General features: G+C 72.6%; 13 protein-coding genes and 1 tRNA gene. 6 read left to right on the top strand and 8 right to left on the bottom strand.

Annotated elements, in window-relative coordinates:
* Positions 1 to 2 precede the first annotated feature (2 nt).
* Genes VQH23_RS21480 through VQH23_RS21490 form a run of 3 tightly spaced genes read right to left on the bottom strand, consistent with a single transcriptional unit; the run spans position 3 to position 3,440 of the window.
* Positions 3 to 1,979: a GldG family protein gene (locus VQH23_RS21480; RefSeq protein ID WP_338662709.1), complete on the bottom strand. Its 1,977-nt coding sequence runs from the start codon at positions 1,977 to 1,979 to the stop codon at positions 3 to 5.
* Positions 1,980 to 1,983: 4 nt separating this feature from the next.
* Positions 1,984 to 2,715 carry an ABC transporter permease gene (locus tag VQH23_RS21485; protein WP_338662710.1) on the bottom strand — a complete coding sequence of 244 codons (732 nt, stop codon included), beginning with the start codon at positions 2,713 to 2,715 and terminating at the stop codon, positions 1,984 to 1,986.
* The gene (locus VQH23_RS21490; protein WP_338662711.1) at positions 2,715 to 3,440 is read right to left on the bottom strand and encodes an ABC transporter ATP-binding protein; all 726 of its coding nucleotides are present in this window, start codon (positions 3,438 to 3,440) and stop codon (positions 2,715 to 2,717) included. The genes VQH23_RS21485 and VQH23_RS21490 overlap by 1 nt, the downstream gene beginning before the upstream one ends.
* Before the next feature lie 202 nt (positions 3,441 to 3,642).
* Here VQH23_RS21490 and VQH23_RS21495 point away from each other — a divergent pair, with 202 nt between their 5' ends.
* Positions 3,643 to 4,227, top strand: coding sequence for a hypothetical protein (locus VQH23_RS21495; RefSeq protein ID WP_338662712.1), 585 nt, complete (start codon positions 3,643 to 3,645; stop codon positions 4,225 to 4,227).
* A 21-nt stretch (positions 4,228 to 4,248) separates the two neighbouring features.
* Here VQH23_RS21495 and recG read toward each other — a convergent pair whose 3' ends face one another.
* Positions 4,249 to 6,321, bottom strand: coding sequence for an ATP-dependent DNA helicase RecG (gene recG, locus VQH23_RS21500; protein ID WP_338662713.1), 2,073 nt, complete (start codon positions 6,319 to 6,321; stop codon positions 4,249 to 4,251).
* A gap of 57 nt (positions 6,322 to 6,378) precedes the next feature.
* Between recG and VQH23_RS21505 the strand changes: the two genes are divergently transcribed.
* Both VQH23_RS21505 and mfd read left to right on the top strand, forming a co-directional pair.
* Positions 6,379 to 6,699, top strand: coding sequence for a succinate dehydrogenase assembly factor 2 (locus tag VQH23_RS21505; protein WP_338662714.1), 321 nt, complete (start codon positions 6,379 to 6,381; stop codon positions 6,697 to 6,699).
* A complete protein-coding gene (gene mfd / locus VQH23_RS21510) occupies positions 6,700 to 10,170 on the top strand; it encodes a transcription-repair coupling factor (RefSeq protein WP_338662715.1) in 3,471 nt (1,156 codons plus the stop codon).
* 18 nt (positions 10,171 to 10,188) lie between these two features.
* Here the strand turns inward: mfd and VQH23_RS21515 are convergent, their stop codons facing one another.
* From VQH23_RS21515 to VQH23_RS21530, 4 genes are all read right to left on the bottom strand, one after another.
* On the bottom strand, positions 10,189 to 10,869 hold the full coding sequence (locus tag VQH23_RS21515; protein WP_338662716.1) for a DUF1194 domain-containing protein: 681 nt from the start codon (positions 10,867 to 10,869) through the stop codon (positions 10,189 to 10,191).
* Complete coding sequence (locus tag VQH23_RS21520; RefSeq protein WP_338662717.1) at positions 10,866 to 11,516, bottom strand: DsbA family oxidoreductase; 651 nt, start codon at positions 11,514 to 11,516, stop codon at positions 10,866 to 10,868. The genes VQH23_RS21515 and VQH23_RS21520 overlap by 4 nt, the downstream gene beginning before the upstream one ends.
* A 109-nt stretch (positions 11,517 to 11,625) precedes the next feature.
* The gene (nth, locus tag VQH23_RS21525) at positions 11,626 to 12,345 is read right to left on the bottom strand and encodes an endonuclease III (RefSeq protein WP_338662718.1); all 720 of its coding nucleotides are present in this window, start codon (positions 12,343 to 12,345) and stop codon (positions 11,626 to 11,628) included.
* Between the two features lie 52 nt (positions 12,346 to 12,397).
* Positions 12,398 to 12,487, bottom strand: a tRNA-Ser gene (locus tag VQH23_RS21530).
* Positions 12,488 to 12,581: 94 nt separating this feature from the next.
* Here VQH23_RS21530 and VQH23_RS21535 point away from each other — a divergent pair.
* From VQH23_RS21535 to VQH23_RS21545, 3 genes are all read left to right on the top strand, one after another.
* On the top strand, positions 12,582 to 13,574 hold the full coding sequence (locus VQH23_RS21535) for a lipid A deacylase LpxR family protein (RefSeq protein ID WP_338662719.1): 993 nt from the start codon (positions 12,582 to 12,584) through the stop codon (positions 13,572 to 13,574).
* Positions 13,575 to 13,697: 123 nt separating this feature from the next.
* A complete protein-coding gene (locus VQH23_RS21540; protein WP_338662720.1) occupies positions 13,698 to 14,672 on the top strand; it encodes a lytic murein transglycosylase in 975 nt (324 codons plus the stop codon).
* The gene (locus VQH23_RS21545) at positions 14,669 to 15,580 is read left to right on the top strand and encodes a septal ring lytic transglycosylase RlpA family protein (protein WP_338662721.1); all 912 of its coding nucleotides are present in this window, start codon (positions 14,669 to 14,671) and stop codon (positions 15,578 to 15,580) included. Before VQH23_RS21540 ends, VQH23_RS21545 begins: the two co-directional genes overlap by 4 nt.
* The last annotated feature ends 95 nt before the right edge of the window (positions 15,581 to 15,675 follow it).

Here is a 15,675-nt window from a genome sequence, read left to right on the forward strand (position 1 = left end):
CGCTACCCCCGCGCCTCCGCGCGCCGCCGGGCGCGGATCACCGCGAGACCGATCGCGAAAAGGGTGAGGAGCGCGGGCACGAGGGCGATGTTGACCACGCGTAGCCAGGTCTCCAGCCCCTCGATCCCCTGTCGCAGCTCCCGCTGCACGCCGCGCAGCTGCTGGCGGGTGTTCAGGATTTCCGTGCGGGCGGCGTCGATCTCGGCCCGCTGCTCCGGGGTGATGACCGTGCCGGCGCCGGCCGCGGCGCCGCCGTTCGCGCCGGTCGCGGCGCCGGACGGGCCCTGGCGCAGCTCGCGCAGGCGGCGCTCGGTGGCCTGGAGCCGTTCCGTCAGGCCGCGCTCGGTCTGGCGGTAGCGGGCATCGGCCTCCGAGCGCATGGAGTCCACCAGGGTGAAGGGCCGCAGGCTCTCGCCGCGGGAGCGCAGGGAGATGAGGCTGTCCCCGCCCGCCAGCGTGTCGGCGAGGTTCGTCACCAGCGCGCCGTTGTCGGCGGTGGGGGTCGCGACTTGCTGGCCGAAGAAGTCCTGGACCCGGACCCAGAAACGGTCCTCGAGGATGTCCGTGTCGTTGCCCACGACGAGGTTGGCGGGGGCACTCGTCTGCTGAACATGGGCGGGCAGGCCGGGGGCGCGCTGCACCCCTTCCGGCAGGGCGGGCGGCCCCTCCGGGAAGGCGCTGCGGAGAATGCCGCGGACGCGCGCGAGGAGGACGTGGCGCCCCCCGTCGGGCCGGAAATCCGCCAGGATCCGGGCCGGCTCCGGCGCCTGCCGCACGCGGGCGGCATCCACCAGCTGCGACTGAGGCGATGCCGTGACGAGGGGGGTGAGCTCCACGGTGGAGCCCTGGCGCTTCCGCACCTCCCCGGCACTCGCGAAGGCGAGGCCGTTCAGCTCCGCCGTGGCCACGTCGGAGCGGTCCAGGCTCTCGCCCTGGGCGGTGAACCAAGCGAGGTAGTCCACCGAGCCGACGCGGTCCGTCGGCGCGGCGCGGACACGCCAGGCGCCGCGCTGGTCCAGCACGACACGGTCCGAAGGCGCCTCGATCCCCCACGCATTGAACAGGCGGTCGAGGGAGGAGGAGGTCGGCCCGGCGGGGCGCCCGGTGGGGTCGGGGCGGGCGGCCTGGCTCTCGCTGTGCGGGTCCGTCAGCGCCAGCAGCTTGCCGCCGCGCATGACGAACTGGTCGATGGCGTAGAGGGCGGGGGCGGGCAGGTCCTGGGCGTGGGCGACCATCAGCACCTGCACGTCGGACGGGATCGACTGGGTGTCGGGCCCCACCTCCTTCACGGTGAAGAATTGACGGAGCTGGGTCATCACCTGGAAGGGCTGCCCGGCGCCGGGCACGCGCATCATCATCGCGCGCGGGTCGCCGTTCAGGGGCAGGGAGGAGATGAGGCCGAGGACGGGGCGGGAGGGATTGGAGAGCTCGTGGACGAGGCGCGTCAGGTCGTATTCCAGGAAGCGCTCGCGGTCCGGCTGGAAGAAGGGGATGGTCCGCTCGTCGTCCAGCAGGTTGGTGCCAGTGAGGCCGAAATAGACCTGCTCCCCCTCGTTGTTGAGCGGCGCGGCCTGAAGGCCGAGGCCGAGCGCCCGGTCCTCCGTCTCCGAGAAGGGCTCAGGGTCCAGCATCTCCAGCCGGATCTTCCCGCCCGAGAGGGCGACGTACTCCCGCAGCATCTCCCTGACGCGGTCGGCATAGGCGCCGAAGACCGGGACTGCGGCGCCGAGGCGGCGGGAGTAGAAGAGGCGGAGGGTGATCGGGTCCCGGAGGTTCGCCAGCTCCCGCCGCGTGCCGTCGGACAGGGTGTAGAGGCGCTGCTCCGTCAGGTCGACGCGGGCGCCGGAGAGGTAGCGGTCCGTCAGTACGTTGACGCCGACGGCGAGCACCGCGGCGGCAGCGAGCGCCCCGAGGGCGATGACGGTGCCGCGGCCCCGCGGCTTCGGGGCGCCGACGGGGATGGTGGGGAGGTCGCTCACGGGCTCAGTCCGCCTTGCGAAGGTCGACGGCGATGGTGTTGGCGAAGAGCCACACGCCGATGAAGCTGGCGAAGAACAGGATGTCGCGGAAGGCGACCACCCCGCGGGAGAAGGCGCCGAGGCGGTCCGTGACGGAGAGGCCGCGCGCCGTCTCCGCCATCCAGGGCAGGTTGCGGGAGAGGAACTCCGTGACGACCGGCGAGCCGGCGGCCGCGAAGAGGAAGCAGGCCGCGACCCCGAGGACGAAGGCGATGACCTGGTTCTTCGTGAGGGCCGAGATGGCGGCGCCGATGGCCAGGTAGGCGCCGGCGACGAGAAGGCAGCCGAGATAGCCCGCCGCGATCACGCCGTTGTCGGGGTTTCCCAGCACGTTGACGGTAATGATCAGCGGAAAGGTGAGGGCGAGCGCGATGGCGCAGAAGGCCCAGGCCGCCAGGAACTTGCCGAGCACGGCCTGCCACCCGGCGATGGGAAGGGTGAGCAGCAGCTCGATCGTGCCGAGCCGCCGCTCCTCCGCCCAGAGGCGCATGGTGATGGCGGGCACGAGGAAGAGGAAGAGCCACGGCACGAAGGCGAAGAAGGGCTGCAGGTCCGCCGTGCCGCGGGCGAAGAAGTTACCCAGGGTAAAGGTGAGGGTGCCCGACATCACCAGGAAGATGACGATGAAGACGGTGGCCACCGGGGTGGCGAAGTAGGAGGCCAGCTCCCGCCGCGCGACGGTCATCACGGGGCCCATCACGCGGCCTCCTGCGTCAGGTTGCGGAAGACGGTGTCGAGGTCCGGGCCGCGCGCCGCCAGCTCCGCCGGGGTGGCGTCCGCCACGATGCGGCCGCGGGCGATGACGATGGCGCGCGTGCAGACGGCGCCCACCTCCTCCAGGATGTGGGTGGAGATGAGGATGGCCTTCTCCGCCGCCATGCGGGCGATGAGGCTGCGGACCTCGTGCTTCTGGTTTGGGTCCAGCCCGTCCGTCGGCTCGTCCAGCACCAGCACGGGCGGGTCGTGCAGCAAGGCCTGGGCGAGGCCGACGCGGCGCTTGAAGCCCTTGGACAGGGTCTCGATCGGCTGGAGGCGAACCTCCTCCAGCTGGGTCATCCGCATCGCGTCGTGCACCCGGTCGCCCGCATCGGTGCCGCGGTATCCCCGGGCGCGGGCGGTGAAGAGGAGGAATCCGGTGACGGTCATCTCCGGGTAGGTCGGCGCCCCTTCCGGCAGGTATCCGAGGTGACGACGGGCCTGAACGGGGCGCTCCGTCACGTCCTCGCCCATGATGCGGGCCGTGCCGGCGGTGGGGGTCACGAAGCCGGCGAGCATCTTCATGGTCGTGGACTTGCCGGCGCCGTTGGGACCGAGGAAGCCCAGCACCTCGCCGGGATGGACGGTGAAGGAGAGGTCGTCCACCGCCGTGAAGGCGCCGAAGCGCTTCGTCAGGCGGTCGATCTCGATGTGCGGCACGTCCACGGTGAGGTCCCCCTGAAGACGGGGGCACCGGGAGGCCCCGCCGGCGCTTGGGTTACGGCGGGCAGGGGAGGGGCGCAAGACCCCGGAGGCGAAGCACCGGCAGGTGCCGGGACCAGGCATATGCGGTGGGGTGCACGTACACGGCCTGCATCTTGCGGGCGCCCGCGGCCCGGGTAACGTCCCGCCGCCGGTGGAGATCATCATGATTCGCTTCGTTGGGCTCGCTGCCCTGCTGCTGCTCGGCGCCTGCGCGACACAGGCCGGCATCCCATACAGCCCCGCCTCGCCGCCCGCCGTGGTCGCCGGCGCGCGCCCAATCATCTCGGTCGGCGAGGTTGTGGATGCCCGCAAGGATGGCCGGGAGGACGCGAACTGGGTGGGCACGATCCGCGGCGGCTACGGGAACCCGTTGAAGCGGCTGGAGACGCCGGTTCCCGTCCGGGATGCGGTGGCACAGGCATTTCGAGAGGCCCTGGCCGCCCGCGGCCTGGCAGCGCCCGCGACCGGCGCCTACGAACTACGTGTCAGGATCGTGCAGTTCGACGCGAGCCAGTACGTCCGGCGCGAGGCGACGGCCGAGTTCCAGCTCACCTTGTACAACCGTGCGACGGGCGCGCAGGTGTGGTCGGAGACGGGGCGCTCCCACGTGGTGGACGGGAGCCTCCTCGCGATCACGGGCGTCTTCGCGGACATCGAGGACCTTCGCCAGACAGCCTTGCGGGCCATGACGCAGGCGATCGACGACGCCCTCAACCGGCCGAGCCTCGCCGTCGCGATCCGCGGCTGATCCTGGGACGGCCGGGTTCAGTTACCCGGCCGCGAGCGGCTTCAGGCTGAGGTCGTGGCCGAAGATGCCCAGCAGCAGCCGTGCCGCCCGCCCCCGCTCCGTGCCGGACAGGCCGGGATCCTTCCCCAGCAGCAGCTCCGCCTCCTGGTGCGCCACCCGCACCAGCCCGCCATGGCGCTGCGGGTCCGCGATGCGGCGGCCGATCTGCCCGGCCTGGCGGGTGCCCAGCGCGTCGCCGCCGCCGCGCTGGTCCAGGTCGGCATCGGCAATGACGAAGCCGTCCTCCGTGTCCCGGATCACGGCCAGGCGACGCTTCTCGCCCTCCAGCAGATCGGCGGAGGGGAGGAGGAGGCAATAGGACTGCGCGCTGCCCCGCCCCACCCGGCCGCGGAGTTGGTGCAGGGCGGAGAGGCCGAAGCGCTCGGCCTGCTCGATGATCATGATCGTGGCCTCCGGCACGTCCACGCCCACCTCGACGACCGTGGTGGCGACGAGGAGCTGCGCGCGGCCGGCGGCGAAGTCGCCCAGCGCCGCCTCCCTCACCTCCAGGCTCTGCGCGCCGTGGGCGAGGCGGACCTTCTCCCCGAACACCTCCTTCAGCCCGGCGAAGGTGGTCTCGGCCGCGACGTTGTCGTGCGCCTCGCCCTCCTCGATGGCGCGGACCACCCAGTAGGCGCGGTCGCCCTTGTCGAAAGCGCGGCGCAGGGCGGCCAGCACCTCGTCCCGCCGGTCGCGGGAGACGATGCGGGTCACGATGGGCTTCCGCCCGGCCGGGCGCCCCTCCAGGCGGGAGACGGCCATCTCGCCCCATTGGGTGAGCAGGAGGGTGCGGGGGATAGGGGTGGCGGTCATCACCAGCACGTCCGTCTCCGTCCCCTTCTCAGTCAGCATGAGTCGCTGGGCGACGCCGAAGCGGTGCTGCTCGTCCACCACCACCAGGGCGAGATCCCGGAACTGCACCCCTTCCTGGAACAGGGCGTGGGTGCCGACCACAAGGGGCAGGGATCCGTCGGCGAGGCGCCGCAGCACCTTGCTGCGCTCCTTCCCCTTTACGCTGCCGGCCAGGAGAGCGCACTCCACCCCGGCCGCCCCGGCCAGCCGCTGGAAGGTGCGGAGGTGCTGGCGGGCCAGGATCTCGGTCGGCGCCATGATCGCGGCCTGGGCACCCGCCTCGACGGCGCGGAGCATGGCCAGCAGCGCCACCAGCGTCTTGCCGCTGCCCACGTCGCCTTGCAGCAGGCGGAGCATCCGGCGGGGCGCGGCGAGGTCCGCGTCGATCTCGGCCAGGGCATGGGCCTGCGCGTCGGTGGGCTCGTGGCCGAAGGCGGCCAGGGCGCGCTCCCGCAGGGTGCCGTCCCCCAGCAGGGATCGGCCGGGACGCTCCAGCACGGCCCGGCGGACGAGGCCGATGGCGATCTGCCCCGCCAGGAGCTCGTCATAGGCCAGCCGGTCCACAATCTCCGGCGGGGGGACGGCAACCGGGGCCTGGAGGAGGCGCAGGGCCTCGGCGAAGCCGGGCCAGCGGCGGCGGCGAAGATGCGCGGGGTCCTGCCATTCCGGCATGTCGGGCAGGCGGGCCAGGGCGCCGCCCATGGCCTTCGCCACGTCGCGCGGGCCGAGTCCCTTCACCAGAGGCCAGACGGGCTGGACGGCGGGAATGGTGTCCGGCGGAGAGACGAATTCGGGGGCGTCCATCTGCCACTTGGCCCCGTAGCGGCGGACGCGGCCGGAGACGGTACGGGCGGCGCCTTCCGGGAAAGCGCGGTGTAGCCAGGGGCCGACCCACTTGGCGCGAAGAAAGTAGACGAGGTCCAGCAGCGCCCGCTCGCTGCTCGCCTTCACCACCCAGGGCTGGGAGGGGTTCCGGGGGGCGACCACCTCCTCCACCAGCAGCGGGACGGTGGCGATGTCGCCATCCGCCGCATCGGCCAGGCGGGTGATCCGGCTGCGGTCCATGTAGCGCTCGGGCAGGTGCAGCAGCAGGTCCAGCACGCGCGGGCCGGCGGCGTCGGCCAGCCGGCCCGCCCGCCCAGCGGCCTCGGGCAGGGTCTCGATCGGAGCGAGAAGGGGGGCGAGGGGGTCTTGGGCTGGCATGATCTGCGCTGGCGGCTATATGGCACGCCACGAACGAATGCCGAACGGGGCCCTGACATGGATGACGCACAGGACGAACTCTCCCCGCGCCGCCGGCGTTTGCTCTTCCGGGCCCGCCACCGCGGGACGAAGGAGACCGACCTGCTGATCGGCGGCTTCGTCGGCGACCGGATCGAGTCCTTCTCCGATCAGGAGCTGGACGAGGTGGAGGAGCTGCTGGAATTGCAGGATGCGGACCTCACGGACTGGCTCACCGGCCGCCGGCCCGTCCCGGCCGAGATGCAGTCGCCGATGATGCGCCGGCTGATGGAGGCCAGCGCCGCCCCCGGGGCAGGGCTTCCCGAGGGCATGCGCGGCCAGGGAGCACAGGATCTCTGAATGGCGGGTCTGGAGGTTTACGGCGCCCCGGAGGGCTATGACGGGCTTCTCGTCGCCCGGCGCCGGGCTGAGGAGCCAGGGGGGGTCCTGCACGTGTGCCGGGACGATGCCCGGATGCAGCGCATGGCGGAGGCCCTGGCCTTCCTGGCCCCGGATGTCGAGGTCCTGACCTTCCCGGCCTGGGACAGCCTTCCCTATGACCGCGTCTCCCCCAATCCGGAGATCACGGCGGAGCGGGTGGCGACCCTGACCCGGTTGATGGAGGCCCCGACCCGGCCGCGCATTCTGCTGACCACGGTGAACGCCCTCGTGCAGAAGGTGCCGCCGCGCGCCGTGTTCCAGGGCGCGACGATGCGGATCGCCAAGGGCGGGCGCTGCGACCCGGAGAAGCTGACCGCCTTCCTCGAGGCGAACGGGTACGGGCGCGCCGGCACCGTGATGGAGCCGGGCGAGTACGCGGTGCGCGGCGGCATCGTCGACCTCTACCCGGCCGGGGAGCCGGACCCGGTGCGGCTGGACCTGTTCGGCGACGAGGTGGAGAGCCTGCGCCGCTTCGACCCGGGCACGCAGCGGTCCGGCGAGGCGATCGGGGAGCTGTGGCTCCGGCCGATGGGCGAGGTCTTCCTCGACCCGGACTCGATCACGCGGTTCCGCACGGAGTACCGGGACCTCTTCGGCCCGGCGGCGGGGGATGACCCGCTCTACGTCAGCGTCTCGGCCGGCCAGCGGCACCCCGGCATGGAGCACTGGGCCGGGCTGTTCCATGAGAGCATGGAGACGCTGATCGACTATCTCGGCCCGGCCTCCACCAGCCTGGACCACCAGGCCGAGGATGCGCTGGACGCGCGGCTGGAGACGATCGAGGACCACTACGAGGCCCGCCGCCAGCCGCCGCGCGAGGGCGAGGCTCCGTACCGCCCCGCACCGCCACGCCGCCTCTACCTGGACCGCAAGGGCTGGGACCGGATGCTCTCCGGCGGTCCGGTGTTGCGCTTCAACCCCTTCGGAAAGCCGGAGGGCGGGGAGGGGGTGGAGGCCGGGGGACGCCAGGGCCGCCTGTTCACGGAGGTGCGGCAGGCCGGCGGCAACGTCTTCGAGGCCTTCCAGGAGCACGCCCGTGCCATGGCCGGGCAGGGGCGCCGCGTCGTGCTGGCAGGCTGGACCCGCGGATCGCGCGAGCGGCTGGGCAACCTGCTGCGCGAGCACAAGATCCCCAGCCAGCTCGTGGAGCACTGGCCGGAGGTGCAGAAGCTGCCGCCCGGCGTCACCGGGCTGGCGGTATGGGGGCTGGAGCGAGGCTTCATCGGCGCCCCGGGGGCAGATGGCGAGCCGGGCATCTCCGTTACGGGCGAGCAGGACCTGCTGGGCGACCGCATCGCCCGCCCGCCGCGCCGCCGCAAGCGCGCGGATCAGTTCATCGCGGACGCGACGGAGATCGAGGAGGGCGACCTCGTCGTCCACATCGACCACGGCATCGGCCGCTACGACGGGCTGCAGACACTGGACGCCGGCGGCGCGCCGCATGACTGCCTGCGGCTGATCTACGACGGCGGGGACAAGCTCTTCCTGCCCGTCGAGAACATCGAGGTCCTGACCCGCTTCGGCAGCGATGCCGCGGGGGTCGCGCTGGACAAGCTCGGCGGCGTCTCCTGGCAGAACCGGAAGGCCAAGGCGAAGTCGCGCATCCAGGACATGGCCGCGCAGCTGATCCGCACGGCCGCCGAGCGCCAGACGCGAGAGGGCGTGATGGCCACCCCGCCGGAGGGTGCCTGGGACGAGTTCTGCGCCCGCTTCCCCTTCGCCGAGACGGACGACCAGCTGCGCGCCATCTCCGATGTGCTGGAGGACCTTTCGGCCGGCAAGCCGATGGACCGGCTGATCTGCGGCGACGTCGGCTTCGGCAAGACCGAGGTGGCGCTGCGCGCGGCCTTCGTGGTGGCGATGACCGGCGCGCAGGTGGCGGTGGTGGTGCCCACCACCCTCCTCTCCCGCCAGCACTTCCGCAACTTCTCCCGCCGCTTCGAGGGGCTGCCGGTGAAGGTGGCCCAGCTCTCCCGCATGGTGCCGTCGAAAGAGCAGGCGGCGGTGAAGGCGGGGCTGAAGGACGGCACGATCAACATCGTCGTCGGCACCCATGCGATCCTGGCCAAGGGCGTGGAGTTCGCCGACCTCGGCTTGGTGATCGTGGACGAGGAGCAGCACTTCGGCGTGGCCCACAAGGAGCGGCTAAAGTCGCTGAAGGCCGACGTGCACGTGCTGACGCTGACGGCCACCCCCATCCCGCGCACGCTCCAGCTCGCCCTTTCCGGCGTGCGGGAGATGAGCGTGATCGCGACGCCGCCGGTCGACCGGCTGGCGGTGCGGACCTTCATCATGCCCTGGGATTCCGTGGTGATCCGGGAGGCGATCCAGCGCGAGCGGTTCCGCGGCGGGCAGGTTTTCTGCGTGGTTCCCCGCCTGGAGGACTTGCCGAAGGTCGCCACCCGACTCGCCGAGATCGTGCCGGATATCCGGGTGGCCCAGGCGCATGGCCGCCTGTCCGCGACCGAGCTCGAGAAGGTCATGACCGAGTTCGGCGACGGCAAGTACGACATCCTCCTCTCCACCAATATCGTGGAGAGCGGGCTGGACATGCCGGCGGTGAACACGCTGCTGATCCACCGCGCCGACATGTTCGGACTTGCCGGGCTGTACCAGCTGCGCGGGCGCGTCGGGCGCGGGAAGCTGCGCGGCTACGCCTATTTCACCTGGCCGCAGTCGCACCGCCTCTCGGCAGCCGCGCAGAAGCGGCTGGAGGTGATGCAGACTCTCGACAACCTCGGCGCCGGCTTCACCCTCGCCTCCCACGACCTGGATATCCGCGGCGCCGGCAACCTGTTGGGCGACGAGCAGTCCGGCCATGTGCGGGAGGTCGGCATCGAGCTCTACCAGCAGATGCTGGAGGACGCGGTGCAGGACATCCGCAACCGCCAGCGCGGCAAAGGGGCGAAGGGCGAGGCGCCGGACCGGGAGTGGACGCCGAACATCAACCTCGGCCTGCCCGTGCTCATCCCGGAGGACTACGTGCGCGACCTGCCGGTTCGGCTGGGCCTGTACCGCCGCATCAGCGGGCTGGCGAACGAGGCGGAGATCGAGGCGATGGCCGCCGAGATGGCCGACCGCTTCGGCCCCGTGCCGGAGGAGGTGGAGAACCTGCTCCAGGTCGTCTCCATCAAGCGCATGTGCCGCGAGTCCGGGGTGGAGAAGCTGGATGCCGGGCCGAAGGGGATCGTCCTCTCCTTCCGGCGCAACCAGTTCGTGAACCCGGGCGGGCTCGCGAACTGGGTGGTGTCGCAGAAGGGCGCGGTGAAGCTGCGTCCCGACCACAAGCTGGCCGTGGTGCGCGAGATGGCGCTGCCCCAGCGCGTGAAGGTGGCGCGGGAGATCCTGCAGGCGCTGCTGCGCGTGGCGGGGGAGGCGAGGGCGGCCTAATCCCGGGGCCGCCCGGCCTCAGGCGATCTCGCGGATCAGCTTCGCGCGCAGGGCGCGGGCGAAATCGGCGCGGCTGTCGGCCGTCATGACGAAGGCGCCGTCGCCCGCGATCACCGTCTCCTCATAGGTCCGCGTCAGCCCGGGCCGGCCGCCCTCGATCGCCAGGGCGTTCACGATGATGCCCTGCGCGGCGGCCGCCCCCCGGGCGATCTCCACGGGGTTGATGCTCCTCATGTCCGGGGCATCGCCGGAGAGGTCGATCACCCTCTCCCGCGCCGCCCAGGGCGCGGCGGCGATGAGAGCCGCGGCGTGGTCCAGCGCGTCGCCGATGGCGTTCCAGGACTGGCGCGAGCGGGGCGCATCGACCACTGCCCGGGCGAGGACGCCCGCGTCGCCGCTTCCCGCCACCCTGTGCCAGCCCACGACGGTAGCGGCCCCGCCCGGGGCACCCCATTCCACCATCGCCACGCCAATGGCCGCGCGGGGGCCGGAACCGATCGCGGAGAGCACGGCGGGGTGGGTGAGGGCCTCGGCGCAGCCCTCCCGCTGGAGCCGGAACTCGTCCGCGTCGATGCTGCCGGACGCGTCGACGGCCAGGACGAGGAGGAGGTCCACCGCACCGCCGGCCGCGCCGTCCTGGGCCGAGGCTGCCGCGGCGGCGAGGGCGGGCGGGAGCAGCAGGGCGTCGCGGCGCCTCACGCCGCCTCCACCAGGGCGACGTCCAGCAGCCGCTGCAGCACCTCCGGCTCCTGCGCGCCGGCGATGGCGTGGCGGCCGGCGATGACGAAGCAGGGAACGCCGTTGATCCCCAGCCGGTGGGCCCGCAGGTTCTCGGCCCCCACGGCCTCCACCTCGGCGTCCCCGGAGAGGAAGCGGCGGGTGCCCGCGCGATCCAGCCCGGCCAGGGCCGCGATCCCGGCCAGCGTCGCGTGATCCGCGATGTCGGCCTCCTCGGCGAAGTGGGCGAGGAAGAGGCGGTCCACCACCTCCTCCGCCGCGCCGCGCCGTGCCGCCAGCCGCACCAGCCGGTGCGCGTCCAGGGAGGGCGGGGTGCGGTGGATCAGGTCGAAGCGGAACGGCACCCCCTCCGCCCGGCCCATCTCCGTCAGGGTCGCGTGCAGGCGGCGCGTGCGGTCCGCGCCGCCGGGGCGCCGGGCGAAGGGGTCTCGTCCGGCGGGCTGCTCCGGGTTGAGGAGGAAGGGGCGCCACACCAGCTCCACCGCCAGTTCCGGCCGGGCGCGCAGGGCGCGGCGCAGGCGGCGGGTGCCGAGGAAGCACCAGGGGCAGACGAGGTCGAAGACGACCTCGATCGCCAGCCGGGCGCGGGGCGGGGTGAGCGCGTTCACGACCCGATCCTAGCGCGGGGGCAAGGTTCCCGGCCAGCGCCGGCGCAGATCATCGGCCAGACCATCGGCCAGACCATCGGGCGGATCATCGGGCGGATCATCGGGCCGTTCATCGAGCGGTCGTGACGCCGACCTGGCGGCACATCTCCAGCAGGAGGCAGGTGGAGCAGTGCGGGCGCTCCCCCGTGCAGACGAACTTGCCGAAGGGGACCAGCCGCTCGTTGATCTCGATCCAGTAGGGGCGGGGAAGGACCTTCTCCAGCGCCGCCATGCTGCGCTCCGGCGTGGTGGTGGCGATGATGCCCCAGCGGTTGGCGATCCGGTGGACGTGGATGTCCACCGCGATCACCGGGTGGTCGAAGGCGACGCCGAGGGTGAGGGCGGCGATCTTGGGGCCGACGCCCCGGAAGGCGGTCAGGCCCTCCATCGTGTCCGGCACGGTGCCGCCGTGCTCCTCCAGGATGCGGCGGGACAGGGCGAGGATGTCGCGCGCCTTGGGCTCGGGGAAGGTGGCGCCGTGGAGAAGGCGGATGAGGGTCTCCTCGTCCAGCGCGACCATTTCCGCGGGCGTGCGGGCCACCTCGAAGAGGCGGAGGCAGACCTGCATCGTCGTCTCGTCCCGGGTGCGGGCGGAGATGAGGCTGGAGACGAGCTGTTCGAACGGAGAACCGTGGCCGCGGTCCCGCAGGTCGAACATCGCGGCCTTCGGGTGGTCCGCGAGCATCGTCCGCAGGCGGCGGAAGGCCTCGTCGAAGTCGAAGGGCGCCTTGTCCGGGCGGTGCGCGTGGGGGACAGGGGCGGATTTGGCCTGGGGAACGGCGTGCGGCATCCCCGAGAAACGCGCCGCGCCGCGCGCGGCTGCCGGGGAGACGGGGCAGGGATGGCGGACAGGGTGGGATTCGAACCCACGGTGGGGTTGCCCCCACGCCGGTTTTCAAGACCGGAGCAATCGACCGCTCTGCCACCTGTCCGGCTGGGTCGGCCTCAAGGACCGGCCTTGAGGAGACGTGATGAGGGGCCGGGGTCCGGCCGGGTTACACCGCCCGCGCCCCGATGGAAACCTTGATGCGTCACCTCGCCTGCCTTCTTCTCACCGCGCTCACGATCGCGCCCGCCGCGGCCCAGCCCGCACCGCCGCCGCCGGATCCTGCCGGGACGCTGAGCCTCACCTTCGAGAACGACTTCTTCGGCGGTGGATCGGACCGCTACTACACGAACGGCTTCCTGCTCTCCTGGCGCTCGCCCTCGGTGGGGCTTCCCGGGCCGTTCTCCTCGATGGACCAGGAGCTGGACCGGCTGCTCGGGCCGGGGCAGGTGCGCTGGGGCCTCTCGCTCGGCCAGAACATCTACACGCCGGAGGAGACGCAGCGGCGCGTCCCGGACCCGCGGGACAGGCCCTATGCGGGCTATCTCTACGGCGCCGCCACGGTGGCGCACACCGCCGCGAGGACCCAGACCCTGGCCGAGCTGCAGCTCGGCGTGGTCGGCCCCTCGGCGCTCGGGCGCTTCGTGCAGAACAACTACCACGACCTGATCGGCGTCGCCCGGGCGGAGGGCTGGGAGTACCAGCTGAAGGACGAGTTCGCGGCCACGCTGCTGCTGGAGCGGCGCTGGCGGGTGCCGCTGGGGCAGATCGGCGGGATCGAGGCGGAGGCCATCCCGGCTGTCACGGCCGCCGCCGGGAACGTCGCCACCTACGCCGCCGCGGGGGCGCTGTTCCGGATCGGGGATGGGCTGGACGCGGATTGGGGCCCGGTGCGCATCCGCCCGGCGCTGGCGGGCTCGGGCGCCTACCAGCCGCGCCAGGAGTTCGGCTGGTACGCCTTCGTGGGGCTTGAGGGGCGCGCGGTCGCCCGCGACATCTTCCTGGACGGCAACACCTGGCGCGACAGCCCCAGCGTGGACCGGCGCGCCTTCGTCGGCGATATCCAGGCCGGGGTCGCGGTGATGTGGCGCGGGGTGCGCCTCGCCTACACACAGGTGGTGCGCAGCGAGGAGTTCTACGGCCAGCGCGGCGTGCAGAGCTTCGGCTCCGTCAGCGCCTCGGTCCGGTTCTGAGCCGCCCGTCCTGAGTCATCCGACCGGCATTGCGGCCGGCTGAACAAGGCTTGAACGGCGGAAGGGCGCCAGGGGCGGCGCCGCACGTTGCCCCGGGGCGCCGGAAGTGGCACCTGTCCCGCCATGATCCGCCCCGGCCGCCGGTCCGTCCTCGCCCTTCCCCTTCTCGCCCTCGCCGCACCGGCCCGGGCGCAGCAGATGGAGTGGGATGTCTTCCTCGACGGGTTGCGCGCCGATGCGCGGCGGGCCGGGATCTCCGGCGGCACGATCCAGCGCGCCCTCGGCAACATCCGTCCGCTGGACCGGGTAATTGAGCTGGACCGGCGCCAGCCCGAGGGCACGATGACCTGGGACCGCTACCGGGAGCTGATCGTCTCCCAGACGCGGATCGACAACGGGCGCCGCGCCTTCGCGGAGAACCGCGCCCTGCTCCAGTCCCTCGAGGACCGGTTCCGCGTGCCCGCGCGGGTGATGGTCGCCATCTGGGGGATGGAGACGAGCTACGGCTCCAACATGGGCAGCTTCAACGTGGTGAACGCCCTCGCCACCCTTGTCTGGGAGGGGCGGCGGGAGCGGACCATGCGGCCGCAGCTGATGGCGGCGCTGCGCATCGTCGATGCCGGGAATATCGCGCCGGAGGGGATGCGCGGCTCCTGGTCCGGCGCCATGGGGCACCCCCAGTTCATGCCGCAGAGCTACGAGCAGTACGCGGTGGACGCGGACGGCGACGGGCGGCGGGACATCTGGAACAGCCGGGCGGATGCGCTCGGCTCCATCGGCAACTACCTCGCCCGCCACGGCTGGCGGCCGGAGGAGCGCTGGGGGCGGGAGGTGACGCTGCCCGGCGGCTTCGATCCCTACTCCGCCTCCGCGGACCGCTCCCTGCCGCTGCGCGACTGGGCGAGGCAGGGGCTGACCTACGCCGACGGCTCCCCCATCCCGCCGAGCGACATGTCGGGTGCCGTGGTGGTGCCGGGCGCCAACAACGGCAGCCAGCAGGCCTTCCTCGTGTACCGGAACTGGAGCGTGATCCGGCGCTACAACAACAGCGTCTACTACGCCACGGCGGTGGGCATGCTTTCCGACCGGGTGGCGTGACCCGCCCCGGCCTCCTCCTCGCGCCGCTTCTCCTCGCCCCGCTCCTTCTCACCGGGTGCTGGAAGGCGGAGGAGCCGCCGCCCCCGGTGCCGGAGGCGCGCTACACCGTGGGCGAGCCCTACCGGCTCGGAGACCTGTGGTTCTACCCGCGCGAGGATTTCGGGCTCGTCGAGACTGGCCTGGCAAGCGTCGCCGGGGATGCGCGGGCCGGTCGGCGAACGGCGGATGGCGAGGTGTACGACCCGGCGGCGCTGAGCGCCGCCCACCGGACCCTGCAGCTGCCCGCGATCGTCACCGTGACGAACCTGGAGAACGGACGCAGCCTCGCCGTGCGGGTGAACGACCGGGGTCCCGCCGATCCGGGCCGTGTGGTGGAACTCTCCCGTCGCGCGGCGGAACTGCTGGGGATCGCCCCCGGCCGGCCGGCGCAGGTGCGGCTGGCGGTGGACGGGAACCTGTCCCGCGCGCTGTCCTCCGGCCTGCCGGCGCCGGAGGGGAGCCGCCCGGCCATCGCGGCGGCGCCGACCGCGGCAGTGGAGCGTGAGGCCCTGGCCCCGATCGCGGGCGCGCGCCAGGCAGACCGGGTGCGGGAAGGGCGCGGGCCACTGGTACAGGCCGCCGTCGGTGCGGAGCGCGCGGCGGGCCCGGTGGTGCTGGACGGGCGCGTGGCGCAGGGGCCGGCCTCGCCGGGCCTTCTCTTCGTGCAGGGCAGCAGCTTCACGAGCCAGGCCGCCGCGGGGCGTCAGGCGGCGCGGATGGGCGGCGCGCGGGTGGAGGCTTTCGGCACCGCGCGGCAGCAGGAGTGGCGGGTGCGTCTGGGCCCGTTCTCCACCCCCGCCGAGGCCGACCGTGCCCTGCAAAACGCGCTGCGGGGCGGCGTGACCGAGGCGCGGATCGTGGTGGACTGAGCGGGTTCGGGGGGCCGTTCAGGGCGTCTTTCGGGCGTCCTTCACAAAATGGATGAGGACCGGCCGCTTTTCCTTTAGGAAATCGCGGTCTAGCA

The sequence above is a fragment of the Pararoseomonas sp. SCSIO 73927 genome (assembly GCF_037040815.1).
Classification (GTDB): Bacteria; Pseudomonadota; Alphaproteobacteria; order Acetobacterales; family Acetobacteraceae; genus Roseomonas.